We start from the raw sequence: 21,476 nt of genomic DNA on the forward strand, positions 1-21,476 counted from the left end.
TCTTAATTACTCGAAAGAGTAAGCTGTCAGCGTTACGGATTACCCTGGTGTAACGAATTTCTTTTTAATGTTTTTCTTTCCCGGCCACTGGCCGGGATTTTTTTTGGCATGCAGTTAACGGTTCACTTCACTGATTGAGAAATCACGGATATCCAGCTCGAAGGCCTCCGCCAGTTCGCTGTAAGAACCGTACTCTTTACCCTGTACCTGTAACCTGTGCGCATCTTCATTAGCCATGAACTCTTGCACTTCGCCGGACGAACGACTTTGAATCGCATCCAGCAAGGCGTCAACATCAACTTTCACTTCGCGCTGAATGTCATCGCCGTTCTGTTTTGCCGTGCCCATGATTCTAATCCTCACTGAGCCAATGTGCTGTAAGTATAGCCACTGGTGAGAAGGGGGAGGGGGCAGGGGCAAAAAAAGCCCGCGCTGCGCGGGCAAAAATCCTTGTTACTTTTTGGGTTGTCTGCCTCTTTGGGGGAGACAGCTGTAAGAATTTTACCCGCTGCTGGTGTCAGAAGTCTCACATCGTAATGTTAAGAAAGTGAAAAGGTCAGCGGGTATTGCCCGGGCTTACGATGATTTACATCCGTGCTGGCAGCAAAAACAGAGATAAATGCTATCTTAATAACGAGTTAAAAATATTTTTAATAATTTAATTGTATTTACCAGGAGTCAGTATGGATTTTCTGCGCATTGTAATCGCTATTCTGTTGCCACCACTGGGCGTGTTTATGCAGGTTGGTTTTGGCGGCGCGTTCTGGCTGAACATTTTGCTGACCCTTTGCGGTTATATCCCCGGTATCGTTCATGCTGTATGGGTTATCGCTCGTCGATAAGTGCGTGATCGAGGTCAGGAAAAACCGGCCAGTATCGGTTAAACTTCCTCTATTATTTCGGGGAGAAAACCAATGAAGGTTAATGATCGGGTAACAGTTAAAACTGACGGTGGTCCGCGTCGTGCCGGCAAGGTTCTGGCGGTAGAAGATTTTAGTGAAGGCACTATGTACCTGGTTTCGCTGGATGATTATCCGCTGGGAATCTGGTTTTTTAACGAGCTGGGCCACGACGACGGTATTTTTGTCGAACCGCACGATGCTTCGCAGTAACCCGTCATCGTAAATCACGGGCCTGACCTTGAGTCAGGCCCGTTTTAGTTTATCTGTCGGTTAAAACGTTTCCCAATTTGCATTCTGTGACGTCAGTAAACGACCGGCAGCAGAACGCGTGCGCAGAGCTGATGCACCGGAGTTCAGCGTCACTGCATCGCTTTCGGCATTCTCATTGAGACGAAATGCCGCCACCGCTTGGGTCAGACGCGCAGCCTGCTGCTCAAGTGACGAGGCCGCGGCAGAGGCTTCTTCAACTAACGCGGCGTTTTGCTGTGTGACATTATCCATTTCGGTTACGGCCTGACTGACCTGCTGAATACCTCTGCTCTGTTCATCTGAGGCGGCGGCAATTTCCGCCATGATATCGGTGACGCGGCGCACGGCATCGACAATTTCTGTCATGGTATCGCCAGCGTGGCCCGCTTGTGATGAACCTTTGCCAATCAGGTCGACCGATTCAGCGATCAAGCCGTCAATCTCTTTTGCCGCCTGGGCACTGCGCTGTGCCAGATTGCGGACTTCACTGGCGACGACCGCAAAACCTCGCCCCTGCTCACCGGCGCGGGCCGCTTCCACCGCGGCGTTTAACGCCAGGATATTCGTCTGAAAAGCGATACTGTTAATCACATTAGTAATTTCGGCAATTTTACCTGAGCTGGCGGAAATATTGTTCATGGTGCTAACCACGCCGCTGACAATATCGCCACCTTCACGGGCCTTACCTGAGGCATCCGCCGCCAGCAGGCTGGCATGATGGGCATTTTCGGCGTTCTGTTTTACGGTGGCGGTAAGCTGTTCCATGCTGGCGGCTGTCTGCTCAAGAGCTGCCGCCTGCTGTTCGGTACGGGCAGAGAGATCGGTATTTCCAGCGGAGATCTCGCCGGAGCCCTGCCAGATAGCGACCGCACCTTCACGTACCGTACCAACGGTGTTGATCAGCGCCCGCTGCATCGCCTGTAAATTATTGCCCAGGATACCAATTTCATTACGCCCCCAGTTTTGCATCGGGGCGGTTAAATCTCCCTGAGCGATCAGTTCAATACGGCCTACCGCCTGGCGCAACGGTGTAATCACGACGCGACGCAGAAAGATAAACGTTGCCAGCGTCAGCAACAACGCCAGCGCAAAGGCGGCGGCCATGGTGATAAAGCCAAGACGCGAGTGCTGTTGGGCCTGAGTATTAATCGCTTCGGCGCGGTCGGTGCGAATCTTAATCGCCTTCAGCAGCAGCTGATTATATTGATCATCAAGTTTGCGCGTGACGTCGGTTTCCTGCGCGATGACGCCCTCGAAACTGCCCTGTCGGGCCGCGGTAATCATCGGTGTCAGGCCCTGTTTAACGTAAGCTTCAAAACGCTGCTTCATCGGTGCATCGAGTGCGATGCCCGCCGCGGTTTTATCGGGACGATTGCCATAGCGCAGGAAATTTTCCTGCGCTTGCTTAATGCGGTTTTCGCTGGCGGCCAGATTCGCTTTGAACTCATCCATTTCGCCGATACGCGCTGCGGCAGCGGCATGAATGACATTCAGACGTGCAGTTCGCAAGTGATTGGAGCTGTTGGAGACCGCCATGCGAATTTGAATTTCCTGAGTAGCGTCATTTAACGACTGGTTACTTTTAATCAGAAAATAGCTGGAAAGGCCGATACACAGTGCAAAAAGCAGCAGAATTCCGCCAAAGATTACGGCAAACAGCGGAACCAGCCGCAGATGCTGCCAGAAACTTAATCCGCTATATTCGGCTGTTGATTGATTAACTGTCATATTCTGTTGCTCTCAGTCAGATGTAGGGCGAAGCACTGCTTCGGTATCGATCTGAGCATCGGCAAAATAATGAAAACAATTAGCGGAAAGAGTGGGATCGCCGTCGCAAAACGAAAAGTTAAGATAAATAAAAAAGGCCGGTCAGTCCCGGCCTTTTCATTGGGTGATTATCTCACGTTGACATAAATACCTGAGGTGACATTATCAGTTAAACGGACAACATGATAAATAACCTGCTTGTTGTGCGTTTTGATTTTTCGCTTGATATTACCTTTGTGCGATGAAACCGTTTTCGCTTTTATTTGCATCTTATCGGATATCTGTATCGTATCATGACCTGACATCCACATCTTCAGCATATTTGATTCGGTCTGGCTGAGTGTTAACGGATGAACCTCTGGGCCAGAGGAATTACGATTTGGGGTGTTAAGTCTCTTTTGCAGATAGGTGCATAGCAGATCATCAAGTACTGCGGGCTTAATCGATTTTGAGGTAATAATCAAGTTCTTACGAACATAAAGATACTCCTCGAAGTGGATGTTCGAGATAGCCATAAAGATAAAGAATAGTGTATCAGGGTGCTGAATCAGGATATTTCGAATACGCAGGCTGGCATCAGGCTCGTGAATAAAACACTCTTCATTTATAAATACAATACCAGGCTTAATTTGCTGGCATTTATTATGAAGCTGGTCGATATCGTTGACTGAAGAGATATTCTTCTTCTTAACTCCTTTTACAGTCATATAGTCCATCAGACCCAGCCTTGTGTAGCTGCATGAATCCATAATAATTGTTGGCATGTTAGCGACCCTCACCAAATTGTTATCCGTTAAATCAACGATGAATTACGCGTATCGCGGTACGAAAAAGATAGCTTTGCAAAAATTTATTTTTATTGTTCACGAACTACCCGTGTGCAGACCGATGTCTTGCTAAGGCCAACAACTCATCCTTGCTGAGCACCACGTAGTTTGTGTTTGGAAGATGAAAGCGTTGTCTTACTACACGCAGCGGAGTGACACGGGCCAGAAAGACCGGCGGCGATATGCCAACATGCTGCTCCAGTTGCAATATTTCATTACATTGCCACTATCACCCAGAATTGGTCATTTTCTGATAAGATAATTCCTAAAATGATTTGTTGTACGAATGTTTCGTCTATCTGGGTGTGTTGACAATGCCGTAAAAACCATTTTAAGACAAGTAAAAAAAACTGAATCCGAAAAGGCTTGAAAAACATCCATTTGCGCTATTTTTCATCAAGATGCTCGCGCCAGGGCGCCGTGAGATAGCTTTTTTAAAATACGCGAAATATCCTTTGATAAGAATAGTTTTCATTTGAATAAGGAATTTATAAGATTTTCCTTAGGGAAATTCTTACAAAGAGTGTTCTGATTACAGGTTGATAGTTTTTCATTGCTTAAGTTTTTATATGGGATTGTTTAGGTTGGTTAATGTTTAGTTTTTGGGCATTTCGGAAATTATGTCAGAAAGTAAATCAAACACTTCACTGAATAAATGCTCGCAGAAGGGTGCCAACAGCGGCATCAAAATGCCCATCGTTAGTATGCCGATTGATAAGGTAATCGGAAAACCAATCGCGAAAACTGACAGCTGAGGTGAAACGCGATTTAACAAACCGAGTGCCATGTTAAGCGTCAATAACAGCGTGATTAACGGCAGCGCCAGCATCATGCCGTTAAGAAAAATTAATCCTCCGGCTTTGGTCAGCGCCAGAAACGCATTGGCATTAAGCGGTTCACCCCCAATCGGCAGGGTATGAAAGCTGTCAGCCAGCAATGAGATCAGCCACAGATGGCCGTTAAAACTCAGAAAAAGCAGCATTGCCAGCATATCGAGAAAGCGCGCCAATACCGGCATATTCAGGCGGCTACCGGGGTCAAAGAAGGTCGCGAATGATAATCCCATCTGTAAACCAATCACTTCACCTGCGGTTCGCACCGCCGCAAAAGCGAACTGCATGGTAAAGCCCAGGGCGATGCCAATCAGCATTTGCTGGATCAGCAGCCAAAGACCGCCGACGGAAAACAGCGTCACCTGGCTGGGGGGTAACATGGGCACCAGTAACCAGGTGATCATAAATGCCAGGCCAACTTTCACTTTGCGGCTGACCGATCGTTCACTGAGAATCGGTGCGGTGGCAATAAGTGCCAGCACCCGCACCATTGGCCAGAAGAATTGACTAAGCCAGAGCATCAGCTGGCTGCTGTCGAAAGTGAGCATCAGCCGATTATATAGGGCAGGTTGTTAAACAGGGTGCGCATATAGTCGAGGATCAGACTGAGCATCCACGGCCCGGCGATCACGGCGGTGGCCGCAACAGCAAGAATTTTGGGAATAAACGACAGCGTCTGTTCGTTAATCTGCGTTGCGGCCTGCAGCAGGCTGATTAACAGACCACTGATCAGTGCGGCCAGCAGCAGCGGGGCGGCCATTGCCAGCGCCACTTTCATCGCTTCGTGACCAAGCACCATTACCGATTCCGGTGTCATTGTTATATTTCCTGATGGCAGAGCAGGCGATTACGCCGCCAGTTAAGGTTAAGAATAAAAACTCTGTGCCAGTGAGCTGACCAGCAGTTGCCAGCCATCGACCAGCACAAAGAGCATCAGCTTAAACGGCAGCGAGATGGTCGCCGGTGGCACCATCATCATTCCCAGCGCCATCAGCACGCTGGCGACCACTAAATCGATAATCAGAAACGGAATAAACACCGTAAAACCAATCTGGAACGCGGTTTTCAGCTCACTGGTCACATAGGCTGGCAGCAGAATGCGCATTGGCACTGCTTCCGGGCCAGCTATCGGTGGGGTATTCGCCAGCCGGGCGAATAACGCCAGGTCCGCTTCGCGCGTCTGACGCAGCATAAATTCACGCAGCGGCTGCACCCCTTTATCAATCGCCACTTCCATGCTGATCTTGTCCTCGCTAAATGGCAGATAAGCATCCTGATAAATTTTGTCGAACACCGGCGCCATAATAAAAAAGGTCAAGAACAGTGCCAGACCGAGCATTACCTGGTTTGGCGGCGCTGACGGAGTACCAAGCGCATTGCGCAGCAAACCAAAGACGATGATGATGCGGGTGAAACTGGTCATCATCAGCAGGATTGCGGGCAAAAAAGTCAGCGAAGTGAGAAAAACCAGCGTCTGCACCGGCAGTGACCAGCTTTGTCCACCATTGGCCAGCGGCTGGCTGACCAGGCCCGGAAGCTGGGCATATACCTCTGGCGTCAGCATTAACAGTGGCAACAGTGATAACAGTCGACGAATCATTGCGATTTTCCGGAGCGTTTCAGGAACGTCTGTAGCAGGTGACGAAAATCTGCCGTTGCCATCGGCTCAGACTGTGGGTCCGGCGCTTTTGGCGGCAAGGTATGCAGATGGGTAATATGTTGGGCGGTAACACCCAGCACCAGACGCGCATCGTCCACATCAACAATCACCACACGCTCACGCTGGCCGATGCTGACGCTGGCGCTGACGTTTAGCGACTGGGAGCTGACTCGCCTGGGCGCAAAGCCACAGCGCCGCGCCAGCCAGGCGCAAGCGAGGATCAGTAACACAATAAAGGCCAGCACCGAGCTGACCTGCGTCAGCATCGAACCCGCGGAAGGCACGGCAGGCGAGGACGGCATAGATTGAAGCGGCTGGGTGCTGCTTTTCATTTATCGGCTCAGACGACGCATGCGTTCAGAAGGCGTAATAATATCGGTGATGCGAACGCCGTATTTATCCGCGACCACCACCACTTCACCCTGGGCAATCAGGTAGCCGTTAATCAGGATATCCAGCGGTTCACCGGCCAGCCCATCCAGCGCCACGACAGACCCTTGCGACAGGCGCAGCAACTCTTTAATGGTCATTTTGGTACGACCCAGCTCGACGGTCAGTTTGACCGGGATATCCATAATCAGATCGATATCCTGCAACGAACCGGCAATATCATTATTTTCAAAGGACTTAAAGACGTTATCCGTTGACGGCGAGCTGGCGGATGCTGCTTGCTCATTCATGGCTTCAGCCCACAGATCGTCCGCAGACGCGTTACCGTCGGCTGGTTTATTACTGTCAGTCATGGGCCTGTTCCTCATTCAGCGAGTTCAAAATTGGGTTAATCAAATGTTCCACACGCAGCGCATATTGACCGTTCAACGTGCCATATTGACTGGTTAATACCGGCACGCCATCGACGTGGGCGAGAATGCGATCGGGCTTTTCAATCGGCAGCACGTCACCGGGTTTCAATTGCAGAATGCGCGACAGGCGTAATGAAACATCGGCAAAGTTAGCCACTAATTCCAGCTCCGAGTGTTGAACCTGTTTGACCAGCGTTTCGCGCCAGCTCTGATCTTCCTGGCGCGAGTTTTCCAGCGGCGGGTTGACCAGCAGTTCGCGCAGCGGCTCGATCATGCTGAACGGAATGCAAATATTAAATTCACCCACCAGATTGCCAATCTCCACCTGGAAGGGCGTCGTCACAACAATGTCATTCGGCGATGTAGTAATATTGGTAAACTTCACCTGCATTTCCGAGCGCACATACTCCACTTCAAGTGGATAAATCGCTTTCCAGGCGTCACTGTAGCCGTCCAGCGCCAGCTTCAGCATGCGGCGAATCACCCGCTGCTCGGTATGGGTAAATTCACGACCTTCAACTTTGGTCGGGAAGCGTCCATCACCACCAAACAGGTTATCTACCGCGATAAAAACCAGCGCAGGCGAGAAGACAAACAGCGCGGTGCCGCGCAGCGGTTTCAGGTGCACCAGATTCAGGTTGGTTGGCACCGGAAGGTTGCGGGCAAACTCATGATAAGGCTGAATTTTAATGGCGCCGACGCTGATGTCCGGGCTGCGTCGCAGCAAATTAAATAATCCCATGCGGAATTGTCGCGCGAAGCGTTCATTAATGATTTCCAGCGCCTGTAAGCGTTCACGAACAACACGGCGCTGGGTATTGGGATCGTAGGGACGAATATCGCTTTCGCCCAAACCTTTAACTTTTTCGTCTGCGGTACTGTCACTGTCGCCGTTAAGCAGCGCGTCGATCTCAGCTTGCGAAAGAATGTTATCGCCCATCGAATCACCTCAAAATAAAGGCGGTAAACAGCACATCGTTTACGACCTGTGGAGGTTGACCCTCAACCAGTGGCGCTGCCAGCACCTGTTTGATCTGCGTCATCAGATCCTGTTTGCCCTGTTCACTCATCAGTGTTGATGCATTCTGACGCGAGAGTAGCAGCAGTAGTCGGCTACGCACTTCAGGCAGATATTCGTTCATGCGGCGACGTGTCTCTTCATCGGGCAGGCGCAGCGTAAAGCCGATATACAGCACGCGATCGGCATCGCTGGTGGCATTGACCAGGTTCACCGTAAAAGTATCAAGTGCAAAAAACAGAGGGGCGGCTGGGGGCTGTTTTTTTGCCGTGGTTTCTGTGGCATCAGCGGGTTTTTTTATCATTCGCCAGACTGCATAGCCTGCCACGCTGCAAGCGGCCACTGTGACAATCAGTAACAGCGGGATCATTATTGAACGTTTGCGGCCTTTGGCTTTCGCGATATCAGACATTTTTGCAGTAACTTCCTGTGAATTAGATGGGCGACGCCAGCCGCAGAGCCAGGTCAGATTATCCCGCGTCTTTTGTCGTTCAATAGCCAGAAAAGACGCGAGTTTTACTGCTAGCTTCGGCGTTTGCCGCTATCAGGCGAAAATATCAACAGCGTTGTTGCCGATCGCGCGTGCCTGAAGGGTGGCCGGAACGGCAATCGGCGTTATCTCGCCATCGTTATCCCGCGTCCTGCCAGAGTTACCGCTGGCGTTGCCACCTGACTGTTGCTGGCCGCTGAAAGAGTGGCTCTGCGCAGAGGCATCACTGCTGACGTTGCTCTGCGCGAGATAAATGCCGCTCTCTGCCAGCGCAGTACGCAGTTGCGGGATGGCGGCCTCAAGTGCGGCACGCACCTGGCTGTGACCCGAAACCATATTCAGCTGCGCCTGGTCGTTATCCAGTTTCAGGCTGATTTGAATCGATCCGAGATCCTGCGGATGCAGGCGCAGCTCAGCATTTTGCTGGCCGTTACGGTTGAACATTACCACCTGCTGGCTCAGTGCCTGCTGCCACTCCGGGCTGCCCAGCTGCGAATTCAGCTGCGGCGTGGCAGGCGCCATAACGCTGGCCGATGCTGTCGGTGTCAGCGGCGTACTGGCGGCGCTGAGGGGGGCGACAGCCGGCAAGCTGGTCGGCTGACTCTCTGTCGATTGCTCTTGCTTAATACTGCTTAACGTCTGCTGAAAGGAAGAGCTGGCCGACAGGCTGGCGCGGGTATCCATGCTCGTCTGCGCGGGCGTGCTGTTACGGGTCAGGCTGCTCAACAGCGCATTCAGACCGTGCTGTTTACTGCCGTCAGTTTCATTGTCAATGCCAGTACTGCTGGCGTCGTCAGGGTTTGCCGCGGTGAAATCAGGCTTAACCGGCGTTGGTGGCAGCATGGCAAACAGCGCCTGTAACGCCTGTTTATCACCGTCGGTTAGCTCCGCTGGCTTAAGCTGCTGTTGATCATCGGCGGATTCTGGCTGGACTTTACTCTTTTCGCTTTGTAGCAGTGCATTTAACGCTTCTGGTTTATCCAGCGCGGCAAGCAGGGTGCTGAGTTCGCTGGCAGGCAGCGATTTTTCCTCGCGACTTTGCTGCCCCGGCAGTTTGGCAGTTGCGCCTGCGACAGTGCCGGATTGCTGTGCCAGCGTTAACAGGCGGTTGCCCAGCAGGGTCAAAAACGCCGGCGGCATAGCGTCACTGGCGGTTAAATTGTTGCTGACGGCGCTGAGTTCGACGCTGGTATCGGCGCTGACCGCCGTCGGAAGTGTTGGCAGCGTGATCATTCGCCTTTCCTCAATGATGCCCGTTGGGCAAATTCATCCATCCGTTTCTGATCGAGACGGTTTTCTTGTAGTAATGCCGTCGACAGAGCACGGGCTTGCAGAGTTTCGTAAGCATGCAGCCGCTGCTGTTTATCGCGCCAGCAGCGCAACGCCTGCTCCAGTTTGCTGTTCCACTGCGCCAGCTGATGACGATGCTGCTCAATTGCGTTTTCCAGCGTCAGAATAAACTGGTGATAGTTGTGCCAGCGGGTACTGGCAATGCCGGACGACATATTGCTGTTAAGCTGGTTGCGATATTCGTGCTGGTAGTCGAGCAACATAGAGAGCTGATCGTCGGCCTGCTTATGCGCGCGCCGCACATCGCCCAGCTGCTGCGTGGCTTTCTCCACCTCTTTTTGCGCTAAATCGCGCAGTGTCTCAATCGCCGTGCTTTGCTTTGCCATACTGGCCTCACCTGAACTGTTTACGCTGAAACGAGCAATGCTGGCCGCTGGTGATGGTTAACCAAAAATGGCCTGCAGATGCAGTAAGGCATCGTCGTAACTGCTGCGCTCGAAAATGCCCTGCTGCAGAAACGCTTCCAGTTCCGGATAAAGCCTGATGGCTTTATCCAGCATCGGATCGCTGCCAGCGGCGTAAGCGCCGACGCTGACCAGATCGCGGTTGCGCTGATAGCTGGAAAGTAACTGTTTGAACTGGCGCACTTTGGCGTAATGGTTTTCATCAATCAGTGACGTCATTGCACGGCTGATCGACGCTTCAATATCAATTGCCGGATAGTGGCCCGCTTCAGCCAGACGGCGTGACAGCACGATATGACCGTCAAGGATGGCGCGCGCCGAGTCGGCAATAGGATCCTGCTGATCGTCGCCTTCAGTCAGTACGGTATAGAAAGCGGTAATTGAACCGCCGCCATCGATACCATTACCGGCGCGCTCAACCAGCGCGGGTAGTTTGGCAAATACCGACGGTGGATAACCTTTAGTGGCGGGCGGTTCACCAATCGCCAGCGCGATTTCACGCTGCGCCATGGCATAGCGCGTCAGGGAGTCCATGATCAGCAGAACGTGCTGACCACGATCGCGAAAATCCTCGGCGATGCGGGTGGCGTAGGCGGCACCCTGCATACGCAGTAGCGGAGAGACATCGGCGGGAGCAGCGATCACCACCGCGCGCGCGCGTCCTTCAACCCCAAGAATGTTCTCGATAAAATCTTTCACTTCGCGACCACGCTCACCGATCAGCCCGACGACGATCACATCGGCTTTGGTGTAGCGCGCCATCATACCGAGCAGCACGCTTTTACCGACGCCGGAACCGGCGAACAGCCCCATGCGCTGGCCGCGTCCGACGGTGAGCAGGGCATTAATCGCGCGAACGCCGGTATCCAGCACATCGGTAATTGGCGTGCGCTGTAGCGGGTTGAAGGGCGGGGTAATCAGCGCTGCCCGGTAGCCGGTTTCTGGCGAAGGCAGGCCATCCAGCGGACGCCCGCTGCCATCCAGCACTCTGCCCAACAGCTGCGGGCCGAGTAACAGCTGTTTGCCACTGTGCTGGCTGTCTCCGCTCACGCGGGCAAAAACCCGCGCCCCCGGCAGAATGCCTTCCACTTCTTCCAGCGGCATCAGAAACAGCCTCTGGCCGTTGAAGCCAACCACTTCGCTCTCAACTTCGGCCACCTGCTGGCCGTCGTAGCGTTCAATGACGCAGGTTGCGCCAAGCGGCAGTTGCAGGCCGGTGGCTTCCAGCACCAGCCCGGTGGCGCGCGTCAGGCGACCGTAGCGGCGTACCGTTGGCAGCTGGCTAAGACGTTGTTCAAACGCGTCGAGTGCGCCGAGCCAGCGTGAGAGACGCGAGGTCATTACAGCTCTCCCGGTGCAGCCAGACGGCACAGTTCATGCCAGCGGGTGGCGATGCTGGCATCAAGGTCGCCATCTTCAGCGCTGACCTTGCAACCGCCGGGATGCAGCGAGTTGTCGGCCAGTAAGCGCCAGCCGTGCAGAGTCAGCGTGGCACCAAGCGTCTGTTCAATTTGCGGCAGATCGTCCGGATGAACCCGCAACTGTGGCTTACCGCTGAACATAGGCTCCTGCTGGATCATCTGTTGAATCTGACGTAAAAGTGCCGAACCGTCGACCGCGGTCGCCTGACCCAGCACCTGACGCGCCGCCTCCAGCGCCAGCTGCATCAGGCGTGCGGCAATCACGCTGTCCAGCGCTTCCAGCGTATGCTGAAACTCGGCAACCAACTGCTGCATTCGCGCCTGTAACGGTGCCTGCTGCTGTTTTGCTTCCGCCAGACCTTGCTGATAACCGACGTCATAACCCGCTTTTTTACCGTCGTTGAAGCCTTTCTGCTGACCTTCAGCGTAGCCTAAGCCCTGAGCTTCATTGCGCACCTGGGTTTGCAACAGTTCCAGCTGGTTCTGTTGCAGATCACTCTCTTCAGCTTCGACCTCAGGGGCGGTATATTCCTCAACCGCTGGCTTTTCCGGCTGCGCGAAGTCGTCAGGCTGCCAGGTTTGCCACGGGCGGGAAGAAAAGGCATCAGACATACGTTTCCTCGCTGCTGCCAATCACCATCTCGCCACTTTCTGCCAGACGACGAACAATCAGCAAAATCGCCTTCTGCTCGTTTTCCACTGCGGACATACGCACCGGGCCACGGTTGGCGAGATCGTCGCGCAGTATATCGGCAGCGCGCTGCGACATATTCTGCAGGAATCTCTCACGAAGCGGTTGTTCGGAACCTTTCAGCGCAATCAGCAACTGTTCGGACTCCACTTCCTGCAACAGGCGCTGGATACTGCGATCGTCCACCTCAACCAGATTTTCGAACAGGAACATCTCGTCGATAATTTTCTGCGCCAGTTCGCCATCGAATTCGCGTACCGCTTCGATAACCGCTTCTTCCTGCTGGGTTTTCATCAGGTTGATAATTTCGGCTGCGGTTCTTACGCCGCCCATCTTCGCGCGCTTGAGGTTTTGACCATCCAGCAGGGTGTTCAGCACTTCGGTCAGTTCAGCCAGCGCGGCAGGCTGCACGCCGCCAAAAGTGGCGATACGCAGCATCACATCGTGGCGTAAACGATCATCGAACAGCGCCAGAATATCGGCCGCCTGACCCCGTTTCAGGTGCACGAGGATAGTGGCGATAATCTGCGGATGTTCGTCGCGAATCAGGTCGGCTGCGGCCTGTGGCTCCATAAAGTTAAGTGTTTCCATACCGCTGGTGGTTTCACGCGTTTCGAGAATATCTTCCAGCAGGCTGGCCGCGCGCTCTTCGCCCAGTGCCTTAATCAGCACAGAGCGCAGATAGTCGTTAGAGTTGATGCTGAGCGCGGCGTACTGCTCGGCATCGGCTTCGAACTCGCGCAGTACCTCGGTCAGCTGCTTATGCGAAACCTGTCGCATATTCGCCATTGCCGCGCTGAGATGTTGCACTTCGCGAGTGTTAAGATGTTTAAACACCTCAGCCGCACGCTCTTCGCCAATCGTCATCATCATAATGGCGCTTTTTTCAGTACCGGTCAGACTCATAGTTCGTTACTCATCCATTGGCGAATCACCAGCGCTACGACGCGTGGATCGTTCTCAGACATATCGCGAATGCGTTGGCTCAGCAGCTCAGCACTCATCCGCTGCTGTGATTTACGATCCAGATCCTGCTCATCTTTGCTCAGCGTCACCGAGAAGGCCTCTTGCTCCTCCTGGCGCTGAAGCTGCTGGGCGCTGGCCTGGGCACGGGCTTTTTCTTGCTGCTGTTTACGCAGCAGCTGCGGGCGTACCAGTTTGCGGTAGAGAATAAAGGCCACCAACAGCACCAACAGCCAGCGTCCGGCACTCATCAGCTGATCGAAGAACGACTGCTGTTGCCAGAAGGGCAGCTCGCTACCATTGATATCGCTCTGGGTAAACGGTGAGTTGACCACGTTGACGCTATCGCCACGCTCGGTGGAGTAACCCATTGCTTCGCGGGTCAGATCTTCAATTTGTTTAATTTGTTGTTGATTCAGCGCGATCGCTTTGCCCTGATCATCGGCACGATAGTTCACCACTACCGCCACCGAGAGGCGTTTGATGTTGCCGACATTCATTTTGGTATGCAGGATCGTACGATCAACTTCGTAGTTGGTGGTGTCATCCTTACGGCTGTTGGAAGGAAGAGCACGCTCACTGTTACTGGTATTGGTGGTGCCATTATTAGCATTAGCACCCGTGTTATTGTTGGCGTTAGCCGCAGTATTATTGTTGTTATTTGGCTGGGTAACCGGAGCTGCATTGGCAGGGGCGGGTTGATTCGACAGCGCGCCCGGCACGCCACCTGGATACTGTCCACCCAGTTGTTCACTGACGCTGCTTTGACGTGAACGGATCGCCGCATTGTTGGGATCGTTGTTCGGTTTATACTGCTCATTGGTTTGTTCGCGGCTGTCAAAATCAATCTGGGCGGTAACCTGAGCATGTACGTTAGTCTGGCCGACAATTGGGCCAAGAATCGCCTCAATACGCTGCTGATAGCGGCTTTCTACTTCAGTGGTGTACTTAAGTTGTGCATCATTGAGATCGCGTCCAGCGCCGTCCGCATGCGTCAGCAGTCGGCCAGCCTGATCGACCACCGTCACATTACCTGGCGGTAAGCCAGCAACGCTACTGGAGACCATATGCACCACGGCACTGATTTGACCTTCATCCAGCGCTCGTCCCGGTTGCAAATTCAGCGTGACTGACGCAGAAGGCGACTTCTGTTCGCGCACAAACAGCGTCGGTTTAGGCATCGCCAGATGCACGCGTGCGCTTTTTACCGGCCCGAAGGTTTCAATGGTGCGTGCCAGCTCACCTTCCAGCGCACGCTGATAGTTAACCTGTTCGCTGAACTGGCTGATGCCGAATTTTTCTTTATCCAGCAGTTCAAAGCCGACCGCGCCGCCTTTTGGCAGTCCCTGTTGGGCAAGCCGCAGTCGCAGTTCATGGACTTTTTCCGCCGGCACCATGAGCGCACCCCCTTTGTCCTCAAAACGGTAGGGGATATTCATCTGGGTCAGCTGGGTAACAATTGCGCCGCCATCTTCATCAGTAAGGTTATTATACAGAACGCGATAGTCGGGGGCTTTCGCCCACAGAATCATGGCAATAACCACGGCAATGGCGGCGGCTGCGGCGATAATAAGGGGAATGCGTGGGTTTGCGCGCAGGCGAACCAAAAGGTCATTGAAGCCTTTCTTTTCAGCTGAATCCTGAGTGGTAGCATTCATGACCGATTCCTGCCTGACTGATGACCGGACTGTTTCACGTGGCGTGGTAGCAAAACTGACTCCCTGATGCGGCTTACAATAAAAGTTCCACCTCGATGGACGGCCATTATTTTCTGATTCGTAAAATTCGATGGGCTGATAAGCCATAGCTTTTGCGCTTATTTGCGGGCTTTGTCCGATTGACACTGTGATAAGTTTGCTGTCGTAAAAATCATCCGTTATCCAGTTCGAGGTAAAAATGGCTATTCAGGGCATTGAAAGTGTGGTGCAGCAATTGCAGGTGGCGACGCTTCAGGCCAGCAATAAAAGCACTGACGCGGTCGCGCAGGCAGATTTTGCCGGGCAGCTGAAACTGGCATTGAGTAAAATCAGCGAGACGCAGAGCGCAGCACGCAGCCAGGCGCAGGACTTCGAATTGGGTAAAGCTGGCGTGTCTCTGAATGATGTTATGGTCGATCTACAGAAATCTTCTGTTTCAATGCAGATGGGGATTCAGGTGCGTAATAAGCTGGTATCGGCGTATCAGGATGTGATGAATATGCAGGTTTAAAGCCATTCTGATTACTGCTAAAACTGTGCGCTGTGTAATGTTTGTTTAACCATTGCTGTGCATAATAGTATCTGACCTTTGACAGAGCTAACGCCGCGTATAACGCGAGTGCCGGAGATAAGCGCCGGAGAAAGGCCAAGGAATATCTGAGAGCTGCCAGCTTAGCTGGCAGCTTTTTTTGTGCCTGAAAAACATGCTGCTGAACATCTTCCGATTATTCCTAAGGCGAAACGGTGATTTGCTACTACATTTAACTGTGTAGTTTGATTTTCTTACGCTAATTAACCAGAAAGGGAACCAGCATGAGTGATAATGAAACTCTGAAAACGCCGACCGATCATTTACGTGATGTGACTTCACAGCTGAAAGAGATGCGTCACTATGCGCAGACCAATACGGAAACCTTGTCAACACACTGGCTGGCGTTTGACGCAGGTGAGTATCAGAACAAAGAGTTCGCTGAAGCGATCAATGACCTGCTGACTAAACAGGGTGCGGTGCTTGAAGCACTGGAAAAAACCGTTCAGGATTTAGAGATTGAAGCCAATCGCATCGATAACGAAGCCTGACAGGTTGATACTTGCTACAACGGGCCCGCTTATGCGGGTCTTTTTTTTGCGGCAAATGAAATTAAGCCGTCGCATTTACATTACGCTGACAAAATAAAACGATGATAATGCTTGCTAAAAAAATCGTTACATGTGTAAATAGCGCATCGGTTTGTGATACAGACCTATTTATGCCAAGCGATTTTATTAAAGCAGTTCTCAGTTCGAGCGTTATCTCAGATATCTCTTTCCCTGATTCTTCTTATTACCTTGCTCATAAGTATTATCTGCAAAGCAATCCTGTCCGCCTGATTAAAACAGGCTTATGAAATTCAGAGGAAAGTATTATGTCTAACAAAATGACTGGTTTAGTAAAATGGTTTAACGCTGAGAAAGGTTTTGGCTTTATTTCTCCTACCGATGGCAGCAAAGATGTATTCGTACACTTCTCTGCAATCCAGGGCGATAGCTTCAAGACCCTCGACGAAGGTCAGAGCGTAGAGTTCTCTGTTGAGAACGGCGCTAAAGGTCCTTCAGCGACCAACGTTATCGCACGCTAAGTGATGACGCCGCAGGCCTCTTACGACAGCGATGATGGCAGCGACCGGAGCAGTTAAGAGCCTGTAAAAGAAAACCCGCCTTGTGCGGGTTTTTTTGTATCTGCTAAACGGCAAGTGAAATACGATTAAGCGTTCTGGAAATAATTATCAGAGAAAGAATTAAGCCGTTATTTATCGGCGCAGTCAGGATATTTTTTCTTTATCGCGCTGCGTTAAAGTGAAATAGTGGCCGCAGTGTGCGCAAATCAGCGTCTGGTTTTTAGCGATTTTGGATGATTGCTGTTTGCTGCTATTTGAACATGATGGGCATGTTATTTGTTTCGTGCGGTTACGAAAAAAGCGTAAGCTGTCGAGATTCATCATTTTGTTGATCTCATTGTGACCGGTAGCTCAGTTTACGCTCTATTATTTTCAATAGCCCGCCTTATATTGTCTGTTTAATCGGCAGGCGATAATAGGGTTAAAGATCAATATGTCTGCTTAAAATTTAAAAATCTGCCACCAGCCACATATCGGCCTCTTCAAACATCTCTTCAATAATTCGCGCCATAATCGCTTTATCACTTTTACTGGCGTCGGTTTCGATGGCGTTACGCTGCATCGGTTTAACTTTAACCAGTGCATGAGGGAAGGCGCGATGGATGCGTTTTTCCAGTTCCTCATGAATCATTTCATTGGCATTGTTCAGCCCTGCCACATTGCGCTTATCGTAAATCAACTCGACGAACATTGCTGTCAACCTCTCTGTGAGAAACCTTGTCATTGTAATGTGCTTCGCTAATAATACTGGATAATAATACAGTATCAATGGTTGTCGCAGGCTGAATGACGATTTGTTAGCCGATTTTGTGGATTATTACCGGTTATCGCGCTGGCTGGCTTTTCGAAGCCCCAGCAGTGGTGGTAATTTACCAGGGTTATCAGACGCTGTGTCGTTGCCAGCAGTCAACCATTTTTGCAGGAGTAGGTATGGCAAAGCACCCCACGGGTAAACACTTAAAAGCAGAAGTGCTGCATGATGATAAGCAACTGCTGATTTACGTAGTAAAAGGTTCACGCATTGAAGATATGCCGGTGGATGACAACGAAGATTATCCGGGCGATATGCTGATGGCACTGCCAAATCTGAGCAAAGAGTTTGATACTGAACTGGATGAAATGCTGAGCGAAGCGCAATCGGGTGATGTGCTGGTGCTGGTTTGTCCGGGCGACCAGACTTTCAGCTACGGCTACTCGCGTGTGAAAGCGATGAGCGCTGACTGATATTTTCAGCCGGGTTGTTTACCAGATGATCCGTCTGGTGATAGTTTCATGACAGGAATACACAGAGGAACAATAATGAAGCAACTGGTCATCGATATTTTAATGAAAATGGCTAAGATGGACGTTGATGCCAAAGAGCTGGCGGCTCAGGTTGAGGCACAGTCACTGCTGATTGCCGCGCTGTTGCTGACTGCAGGAAAGGAGGGTTCCAACAATATCTCCGAGAACATCCAGAATGCAATTATGACTGCGGCAGGAACTTCCGTTGAATTTTTACAGGCCGATGTTGATCTGTTGCTGATCCACGTTAATCGTCTGCTGGCGGTAACGCGCTATGTTGATGAACAATCAACGGTAACTGAGTAAGCCAGTGCAATTGAGCCCGCGACGGCGGGCTCAATATCGGCTTATTTACGGCCAATCACTTTAGCAAGTACAAAACCAATACCCGCTGCTACCGCCAGTGAAGCCAGTGGAGAACTTTTGGTTTGTTGTTTAACAGTATCAACAAAGTCATCCACCGCATAGCTACCACGTGCCAGCTTCTGGCGTACTTTGCCTTTTAATTCATGTTCAGAAGAGCCTGCTGCTTTACCAAACTGCTCCTGACCGGCACCAATTGCTTCATCAACTTTGTCTTTTGCCTGTTCAAACATAGCTTCTCCTTAGGTGTGTTGAGTCCTCAATACGAGACACTATTAATCGTAGACCATGATTTGGAAAGCTTGCAGAGTCAGATGTTTATAAATGTTGCATTGGGGGGAGGGAGGGCAAAAAAAAGAACCTCTGGAAGTGGAAATCCAGTAACACTTCCAAAGGCCGTGCAACAGCACGATTCGTTACAAGGGTAATCAGCGATGTTACTCGCCTGTTAAACTTATACAATAACCTCTAACTTGTACAACTATAATTGTACAAAACCCCCTGGTCGGAGGAGTATATGCGATGCATGTTTCTGGCAGTCCTGTTCTTATAACTGGCTGAATGCTTATAGTTCATTCTTTATGCAGAATTCTTCCCAGGTCATGCCCAGCGCTTCAGCGTGGGTACGCAGGTATTTTTCTATCGCCTTGGCCGCTACGGCTTTATCTGGTTCGGCCAGCTGAATTGAAAACAGCATCGCATCCTGTTTTTTGGCACGAAGAAAAGCGGCATAGATACGATCGGCCTGAATCTCTTTCAATTTTTCCTGCGTCATACCCAGCGCTTGTGCATCCTGTTCGCTGATTTTATCCAGCCCGGCCTGGAAATCAGGATGCGCCTGTAAAAACATGGCGCGGGCAAGGGTGTAGTACTCTTCAGGGGTTTTCATGGCAGTTTTCCTTTTGATTCAATCCGCCTAGTTTACACTTGATAAACCGCCGATGCCTCCCCGAAGCCGCTGTCGGGCAAATTTGTTGAATGTTTCTTGCGGTATTTAACTGAAAATCATAACTTACCCGCGTACGCATCGAGGACAGGGATAATAAATGAAGAAGTGGATTGTATTTTGTGCGGTGGCGTTAAGCGGCTGTACGCAGATTACCAATTACGATCAGGCGGTCAAAACCCCTGCGCCGGTCACGCTGCAAGGTAGCTGGCAGAGCGTAGGGCCGCAAAGCGGGCTGATTAGCGATCAGGCGGTGGCCAGCCTGCTGATTACCGCTGAAGGCGATACGCTCGACTGCCGTCAGTGGCAGCGCGTGATTGCCAAGCCAGGCAAGCTGACGGTGTTGGGCGATGACTACGTGAATGTGAATAAACAGCTACGGGTAATGCCGCTGGAGCTGGAAGGTACAACCCTGCACTATGACGGACTGAAGCTGCGGAAAATGGATCATCCGACGGCAGAGTGTCAGCAGGCACTTGATGCGCTGTCCAGCAATCCGGCTGCTGCGTCGTTGCAAAATATTGAGCCGGCACTGATGCAAGTGAAGAAAACGGCAAACTAATACCGCAGCCGGTTAACAGCCCGACGCGTCCATGCGTCGGGCTGTACAAGGTTACTGCACGACCCAGACGCTCAGGCTGCCGCCGTTACAGAAAAATTGCCCGTTACCCTGGTCATCACAGCTGACGATCTCTTCACGATGGCCGAGATAATCACGCCACTGTGAATGGGCAAAGTTCTCTCCCAGCGCTACGGTTTTCTCACCCTGTTCACCGTTGGACATAATCACCACGCAGCCCGGCTGTTCTTCCGTACCGCTGCGGCTGAAAGCAACGCAGTTGGCATGATCAAAATAATCGGTCTGCACCCCGTGCGCATACAGCTGACGGGCGCGGATTAATGCTTCCAGTTCAGGGATTGCAGGCATCTCAATTTTATACTGCTGACCATCGCCGCCTTCATCCTCATAGCTGGCACCAAACAGATCCGGGTAGAAGACAGTCGGTACGCCTTGTTCACGCAGCAGAATCAGCGCATAGGCCAGCGGTTTGAACCACGGCTCAACCGGCGCTTCCAGCGACTGTAGCGGCTGTGTATCGTGGTTGGCGACAATCGTCACCGCATGGAAAGCATCGGTGGCGACCAGCGTGTCATTGAATATCTGACTGAGATCGTAATCGGCACCCTGTTGCGAGGCATGATGAAAATTCATATGCAGCGGGGCGTCGAAAAGCATGGTTTTGCCGTCGACCTGGTCAATATATTGCTGCAGCTTATCCACTTCATGCGACCAATATTCCGCGACGATAAACATTGGCTGCTCAGCGACTTCCTGAATATGATCGATCCACTCTTTGTAAAACCATGCGGGAATATGTTTAACCGCATCGAGTCGGAAACCGGTGCAATGCACTTCATTCATCACCCAGCGCGCCCAGTATTTAAGCTCCTCGGTTACCGCATGATTGCGAAAGTCGATATTAGCGCCCATCAGATAATCGAAGTTGCCCAGTTCGTCATCAACCTGCTCATTCCAGCCTTCGCCGGTATAGTCATTGACGATTTTGAACACGCCATTTTCATCCGGGTTTTCAATATGATCAACGCCGCTAAAACATTTGTAATCCCAGACGAATTGTGAATATTTGCCGTCACGCACCGGAAAGGTAAAGCGCGTCCAGGCTTCGGCATCGATCACCTCTTCGTCAATCTCTTCACGATTATCGGGATTGACGCGATTAACCTGCACCGCCTCTTTTTCATCGGCACCCATTTTATGGTTGAGCACCACATCGAGCAGTACGCCAACATTATGTGATTTCAGTGCCTCTACCGCTGCCAGCAACTGTTCTTTATCGCCGTATTTAGTGGCGCGGCTGCCTTTAGTATCAAATTCACCTAAGTCGAACAGGTCGTAAGTATCGTAGCCGACAGAGTAGCCGCCGGAATCCCCTTTATAAGCTGGCGGTAGCCAGACAGAAGTAATACCGATTTCTGCCAGCCATGCCGCACGCTCAGCTGCTTCAGGCCACAATTTTCCCCCGTCGGGGTAATACCAGTGAAAGAACTGCAACAGCGTGGGGTTATGCATTGTAAGCTCCATTTTTAACCAGCTAAAAATGAAGTATGGAGTAAGCGTGAGGAAAAGC

General features: G+C 51.5%; 29 protein-coding genes. 8 read left to right on the forward strand and 21 right to left on the reverse strand.

The annotated features are described in order from the left end of the window. Positions 1–114: 114 nt before the first annotated feature. Positions 115–348: a YodD family peroxide/acid resistance protein gene (gene yodD / locus ACP3TC_RS08215; RefSeq protein ID WP_426817990.1), complete on the reverse strand. Its 234-nt coding sequence runs from the start codon at positions 346–348 to the stop codon at positions 115–117. A gap of 335 nt (positions 349–683) precedes the next feature. On the opposite strand from yodD, the gene ACP3TC_RS08220 reads away from it, so the two are divergent. Both ACP3TC_RS08220 and dsrB read left to right on the forward strand, forming a co-directional pair. After that, positions 684–842: a YqaE/Pmp3 family membrane protein gene (locus ACP3TC_RS08220; RefSeq protein ID WP_017800079.1), complete on the forward strand. Its 159-nt coding sequence runs from the start codon at positions 684–686 to the stop codon at positions 840–842. Between the two features lie 72 nt (positions 843–914). After that, positions 915–1,112 carry a protein DsrB gene (gene dsrB / locus ACP3TC_RS08225; RefSeq protein ID WP_313852581.1) on the forward strand — a complete coding sequence of 66 codons (198 nt, stop codon included), beginning with the start codon at positions 915–917 and terminating at the stop codon, positions 1,110–1,112. 60 nt (positions 1,113–1,172) lie between these two features. Here the strand turns inward: dsrB and ACP3TC_RS08230 are convergent, their stop codons facing one another. The 15 genes from ACP3TC_RS08230 to fliF form a co-directional block, all read right to left on the reverse strand. Further along, positions 1,173–2,879: a methyl-accepting chemotaxis protein gene (locus ACP3TC_RS08230; RefSeq protein ID WP_426817991.1), complete on the reverse strand. Its 1,707-nt coding sequence runs from the start codon at positions 2,877–2,879 to the stop codon at positions 1,173–1,175. 167 nt (positions 2,880–3,046) lie between these two features. Beyond that, on the reverse strand, positions 3,047–3,682 hold the full coding sequence (rcsA, locus tag ACP3TC_RS08235; RefSeq protein WP_313852579.1) for a transcriptional regulator RcsA: 636 nt from the start codon (positions 3,680–3,682) through the stop codon (positions 3,047–3,049). Between the two features lie 658 nt (positions 3,683–4,340). Continuing rightward, on the reverse strand, positions 4,341–5,126 hold the full coding sequence (fliR, locus tag ACP3TC_RS08240; protein WP_313852578.1) for a flagellar biosynthetic protein FliR: 786 nt from the start codon (positions 5,124–5,126) through the stop codon (positions 4,341–4,343). Continuing rightward, on the reverse strand, positions 5,126–5,395 hold the full coding sequence (gene fliQ / locus ACP3TC_RS08245) for a flagellar biosynthesis protein FliQ (RefSeq protein ID WP_313852576.1): 270 nt from the start codon (positions 5,393–5,395) through the stop codon (positions 5,126–5,128). Before fliQ ends, fliR begins: the two co-directional genes overlap by 1 nt. Positions 5,396–5,443: 48 nt before the next feature. Then, a complete protein-coding gene (gene fliP / locus ACP3TC_RS08250; protein WP_313857748.1) occupies positions 5,444–6,175 on the reverse strand; it encodes a flagellar type III secretion system pore protein FliP in 732 nt (243 codons plus the stop codon). Continuing rightward, complete coding sequence (gene fliO / locus ACP3TC_RS08255) at positions 6,175–6,570, reverse strand: flagellar biosynthetic protein FliO (protein WP_426817992.1); 396 nt, start codon at positions 6,568–6,570, stop codon at positions 6,175–6,177. The genes fliP and fliO overlap by 1 nt, the downstream gene beginning before the upstream one ends. Continuing rightward, positions 6,571–6,981: a flagellar motor switch protein FliN gene (gene fliN, locus ACP3TC_RS08260; protein WP_313852574.1), complete on the reverse strand. Its 411-nt coding sequence runs from the start codon at positions 6,979–6,981 to the stop codon at positions 6,571–6,573. Then, complete coding sequence (gene fliM / locus ACP3TC_RS08265; protein WP_313852572.1) at positions 6,974–7,981, reverse strand: flagellar motor switch protein FliM; 1,008 nt, start codon at positions 7,979–7,981, stop codon at positions 6,974–6,976. Before fliM ends, fliN begins: the two co-directional genes overlap by 8 nt. A gap of 4 nt (positions 7,982–7,985) precedes the next feature. Next, complete coding sequence (fliL, locus tag ACP3TC_RS08270; protein WP_313852570.1) at positions 7,986–8,471, reverse strand: flagellar basal body-associated protein FliL; 486 nt, start codon at positions 8,469–8,471, stop codon at positions 7,986–7,988. A 132-nt stretch (positions 8,472–8,603) separates the two neighbouring features. Beyond that, complete coding sequence (locus tag ACP3TC_RS08275; RefSeq protein ID WP_426817993.1) at positions 8,604–9,782, reverse strand: flagellar hook-length control protein FliK; 1,179 nt, start codon at positions 9,780–9,782, stop codon at positions 8,604–8,606. Continuing rightward, on the reverse strand, positions 9,779–10,225 hold the full coding sequence (fliJ, locus tag ACP3TC_RS08280) for a flagellar export protein FliJ (protein ID WP_313852566.1): 447 nt from the start codon (positions 10,223–10,225) through the stop codon (positions 9,779–9,781). Before fliJ ends, ACP3TC_RS08275 begins: the two co-directional genes overlap by 4 nt. A gap of 57 nt (positions 10,226–10,282) precedes the next feature. Beyond that, positions 10,283–11,644, reverse strand: a complete 1,362-nt coding sequence (gene fliI, locus ACP3TC_RS08285) for a flagellar protein export ATPase FliI (RefSeq protein WP_313852565.1) — start codon at positions 11,642–11,644, stop codon at positions 10,283–10,285. Then, on the reverse strand, positions 11,644–12,336 hold the full coding sequence (gene fliH / locus ACP3TC_RS08290) for a flagellar assembly protein FliH (protein WP_313852564.1): 693 nt from the start codon (positions 12,334–12,336) through the stop codon (positions 11,644–11,646). Before fliH ends, fliI begins: the two co-directional genes overlap by 1 nt. Then, positions 12,329–13,321: a flagellar motor switch protein FliG gene (gene fliG, locus ACP3TC_RS08295; protein ID WP_313852563.1), complete on the reverse strand. Its 993-nt coding sequence runs from the start codon at positions 13,319–13,321 to the stop codon at positions 12,329–12,331. The genes fliH and fliG overlap by 8 nt, the downstream gene beginning before the upstream one ends. Then, positions 13,318–15,036: a flagellar basal-body MS-ring/collar protein FliF gene (gene fliF / locus ACP3TC_RS08300; protein WP_426817994.1), complete on the reverse strand. Its 1,719-nt coding sequence runs from the start codon at positions 15,034–15,036 to the stop codon at positions 13,318–13,320. Before fliF ends, fliG begins: the two co-directional genes overlap by 4 nt. Before the next feature lie 238 nt (positions 15,037–15,274). Here fliF and fliE point away from each other — a divergent pair, with 238 nt between their 5' ends. The 3 genes from fliE to cspE all read left to right on the forward strand — a co-directional run bounded on the left by fliE (position 15,275) and on the right by cspE (position 16,694). Beyond that, positions 15,275–15,586 (forward strand): flagellar hook-basal body complex protein FliE, encoded by a 312-nt coding sequence (gene fliE / locus ACP3TC_RS08305; protein WP_313852560.1) that lies wholly within the window; start codon positions 15,275–15,277, stop codon positions 15,584–15,586. A gap of 302 nt (positions 15,587–15,888) precedes the next feature. Beyond that, complete coding sequence (locus tag ACP3TC_RS08310; RefSeq protein WP_313852460.1) at positions 15,889–16,155, forward strand: hypothetical protein; 267 nt, start codon at positions 15,889–15,891, stop codon at positions 16,153–16,155. A gap of 326 nt (positions 16,156–16,481) precedes the next feature. Further along, on the forward strand, positions 16,482–16,694 hold the full coding sequence (gene cspE, locus ACP3TC_RS08315; protein WP_052900423.1) for a transcription antiterminator/RNA stability regulator CspE: 213 nt from the start codon (positions 16,482–16,484) through the stop codon (positions 16,692–16,694). A gap of 183 nt (positions 16,695–16,877) precedes the next feature. Here the strand turns inward: cspE and ACP3TC_RS08320 are convergent, their stop codons facing one another. Together ACP3TC_RS08320 and ACP3TC_RS08325 are read right to left on the reverse strand one after the other, a co-directional pair. Next, complete coding sequence (locus ACP3TC_RS08320; protein WP_426817995.1) at positions 16,878–17,057, reverse strand: YnfU family zinc-binding protein; 180 nt, start codon at positions 17,055–17,057, stop codon at positions 16,878–16,880. Between the two features lie 124 nt (positions 17,058–17,181). Further along, positions 17,182–17,424 carry a DinI-like family protein gene (locus tag ACP3TC_RS08325; RefSeq protein WP_313852458.1) on the reverse strand — a complete coding sequence of 81 codons (243 nt, stop codon included), beginning with the start codon at positions 17,422–17,424 and terminating at the stop codon, positions 17,182–17,184. Positions 17,425–17,663: 239 nt separating this feature from the next. Here ACP3TC_RS08325 and ACP3TC_RS08330 point away from each other — a divergent pair, with 239 nt between their 5' ends. Together ACP3TC_RS08330 and iraP are read left to right on the forward strand one after the other, a co-directional pair. Next, complete coding sequence (locus ACP3TC_RS08330) at positions 17,664–17,957, forward strand: hypothetical protein (RefSeq protein ID WP_313852457.1); 294 nt, start codon at positions 17,664–17,666, stop codon at positions 17,955–17,957. Positions 17,958–18,032: 75 nt separating this feature from the next. After that, positions 18,033–18,323: an anti-adapter protein IraP gene (iraP, locus tag ACP3TC_RS08335; RefSeq protein ID WP_426817996.1), complete on the forward strand. Its 291-nt coding sequence runs from the start codon at positions 18,033–18,035 to the stop codon at positions 18,321–18,323. A 41-nt stretch (positions 18,324–18,364) separates the two neighbouring features. On the opposite strand, the gene ACP3TC_RS08340 is transcribed toward iraP, so the two are convergent. Then, positions 18,365–18,613 (reverse strand): CsbD family protein, encoded by a 249-nt coding sequence (locus ACP3TC_RS08340; protein ID WP_313852455.1) that lies wholly within the window; start codon positions 18,611–18,613, stop codon positions 18,365–18,367. Positions 18,614–18,945: 332 nt separating this feature from the next. Further along, the gene (locus ACP3TC_RS08345) at positions 18,946–19,269 is read right to left on the reverse strand and encodes a DUF6388 family protein (protein ID WP_426817997.1); all 324 of its coding nucleotides are present in this window, start codon (positions 19,267–19,269) and stop codon (positions 18,946–18,948) included. 157 nt (positions 19,270–19,426) lie between these two features. Between ACP3TC_RS08345 and yedD the strand changes: the two genes are divergently transcribed. Next, positions 19,427–19,888 carry a lipoprotein YedD gene (gene yedD / locus ACP3TC_RS08350; protein ID WP_426817998.1) on the forward strand — a complete coding sequence of 154 codons (462 nt, stop codon included), beginning with the start codon at positions 19,427–19,429 and terminating at the stop codon, positions 19,886–19,888. Positions 19,889–19,939: 51 nt separating this feature from the next. Here the strand turns inward: yedD and amyA are convergent, their stop codons facing one another. Next, positions 19,940–21,418, reverse strand: a complete 1,479-nt coding sequence (gene amyA / locus ACP3TC_RS08355; protein WP_426817999.1) for an alpha-amylase — start codon at positions 21,416–21,418, stop codon at positions 19,940–19,942. Positions 21,419–21,476: the final 58 nt, after the last annotated feature.

Source organism: Winslowiella sp. 2C04 (assembly GCF_050037805.1).
GTDB lineage: Bacteria > Pseudomonadota > Gammaproteobacteria > Enterobacterales > Enterobacteriaceae > Erwinia > Erwinia toletana_A.

Bases quoted from the DNA above. Each gene is read 5' to 3' on its own strand.
- fliG (WP_313852563.1), bottom strand. From the start codon at position 13,321: ATGAGTCTGACCGGTACTGAAAAAAGCGCCATTATGATGATGACGATT.
- fliQ (WP_313852576.1), bottom strand. From the start codon at position 5,395: ATGACACCGGAATCGGTAATGGTGCTTGGTCACGAAGCGATGAAAGTG.
- fliF (WP_426817994.1), bottom strand. From the start codon at position 15,036: ATGAATGCTACCACTCAGGATTCAGCTGAAAAGAAAGGCTTCAATGAC.
- iraP (WP_426817996.1), top strand. From the start codon at position 18,033: ATGAAGCAACTGGTCATCGATATTTTAATGAAAATGGCTAAGATGGAC.
- fliE (WP_313852560.1), top strand. From the start codon at position 15,275: ATGGCTATTCAGGGCATTGAAAGTGTGGTGCAGCAATTGCAGGTGGCG.
- yodD (WP_426817990.1), bottom strand. From the start codon at position 348: ATGGGCACGGCAAAACAGAACGGCGATGACATTCAGCGCGAAGTGAAA.
- fliO (WP_426817992.1), bottom strand. From the start codon at position 6,570: ATGAAAAGCAGCACCCAGCCGCTTCAATCTATGCCGTCCTCGCCTGCC.
- ACP3TC_RS08330 (WP_313852457.1), top strand. From the start codon at position 17,664: ATGGCAAAGCACCCCACGGGTAAACACTTAAAAGCAGAAGTGCTGCAT.
- ACP3TC_RS08345 (WP_426817997.1), bottom strand. From the start codon at position 19,269: ATGAAAACCCCTGAAGAGTACTACACCCTTGCCCGCGCCATGTTTTTA.
- ACP3TC_RS08310 (WP_313852460.1), top strand. From the start codon at position 15,889: ATGAGTGATAATGAAACTCTGAAAACGCCGACCGATCATTTACGTGAT.
- amyA (WP_426817999.1), bottom strand. From the start codon at position 21,418: ATGCATAACCCCACGCTGTTGCAGTTCTTTCACTGGTATTACCCCGAC.
- cspE (WP_052900423.1), top strand. From the start codon at position 16,482: ATGTCTAACAAAATGACTGGTTTAGTAAAATGGTTTAACGCTGAGAAA.
- fliI (WP_313852565.1), bottom strand. From the start codon at position 11,644: ATGACCTCGCGTCTCTCACGCTGGCTCGGCGCACTCGACGCGTTTGAA.
- ACP3TC_RS08320 (WP_426817995.1), bottom strand. From the start codon at position 17,057: ATGATGAATCTCGACAGCTTACGCTTTTTTCGTAACCGCACGAAACAA.
- fliH (WP_313852564.1), bottom strand. From the start codon at position 12,336: ATGTCTGATGCCTTTTCTTCCCGCCCGTGGCAAACCTGGCAGCCTGAC.
- ACP3TC_RS08340 (WP_313852455.1), bottom strand. From the start codon at position 18,613: ATGTTTGAACAGGCAAAAGACAAAGTTGATGAAGCAATTGGTGCCGGT.
- dsrB (WP_313852581.1), top strand. From the start codon at position 915: ATGAAGGTTAATGATCGGGTAACAGTTAAAACTGACGGTGGTCCGCGT.
- yedD (WP_426817998.1), top strand. From the start codon at position 19,427: ATGAAGAAGTGGATTGTATTTTGTGCGGTGGCGTTAAGCGGCTGTACG.
- fliR (WP_313852578.1), bottom strand. From the start codon at position 5,126: ATGCTCACTTTCGACAGCAGCCAGCTGATGCTCTGGCTTAGTCAATTC.
- ACP3TC_RS08325 (WP_313852458.1), bottom strand. From the start codon at position 17,424: ATGTTCGTCGAGTTGATTTACGATAAGCGCAATGTGGCAGGGCTGAAC.
- fliL (WP_313852570.1), bottom strand. From the start codon at position 8,471: ATGTCTGATATCGCGAAAGCCAAAGGCCGCAAACGTTCAATAATGATC.
- ACP3TC_RS08275 (WP_426817993.1), bottom strand. From the start codon at position 9,782: ATGATCACGCTGCCAACACTTCCGACGGCGGTCAGCGCCGATACCAGC.
- fliM (WP_313852572.1), bottom strand. From the start codon at position 7,981: ATGGGCGATAACATTCTTTCGCAAGCTGAGATCGACGCGCTGCTTAAC.
- ACP3TC_RS08230 (WP_426817991.1), bottom strand. From the start codon at position 2,879: ATGACAGTTAATCAATCAACAGCCGAATATAGCGGATTAAGTTTCTGG.
- ACP3TC_RS08220 (WP_017800079.1), top strand. From the start codon at position 684: ATGGATTTTCTGCGCATTGTAATCGCTATTCTGTTGCCACCACTGGGC.
- fliJ (WP_313852566.1), bottom strand. From the start codon at position 10,225: ATGGCAAAGCAAAGCACGGCGATTGAGACACTGCGCGATTTAGCGCAA.
- rcsA (WP_313852579.1), bottom strand. From the start codon at position 3,682: ATGCCAACAATTATTATGGATTCATGCAGCTACACAAGGCTGGGTCTG.
- fliN (WP_313852574.1), bottom strand. From the start codon at position 6,981: ATGACTGACAGTAATAAACCAGCCGACGGTAACGCGTCTGCGGACGAT.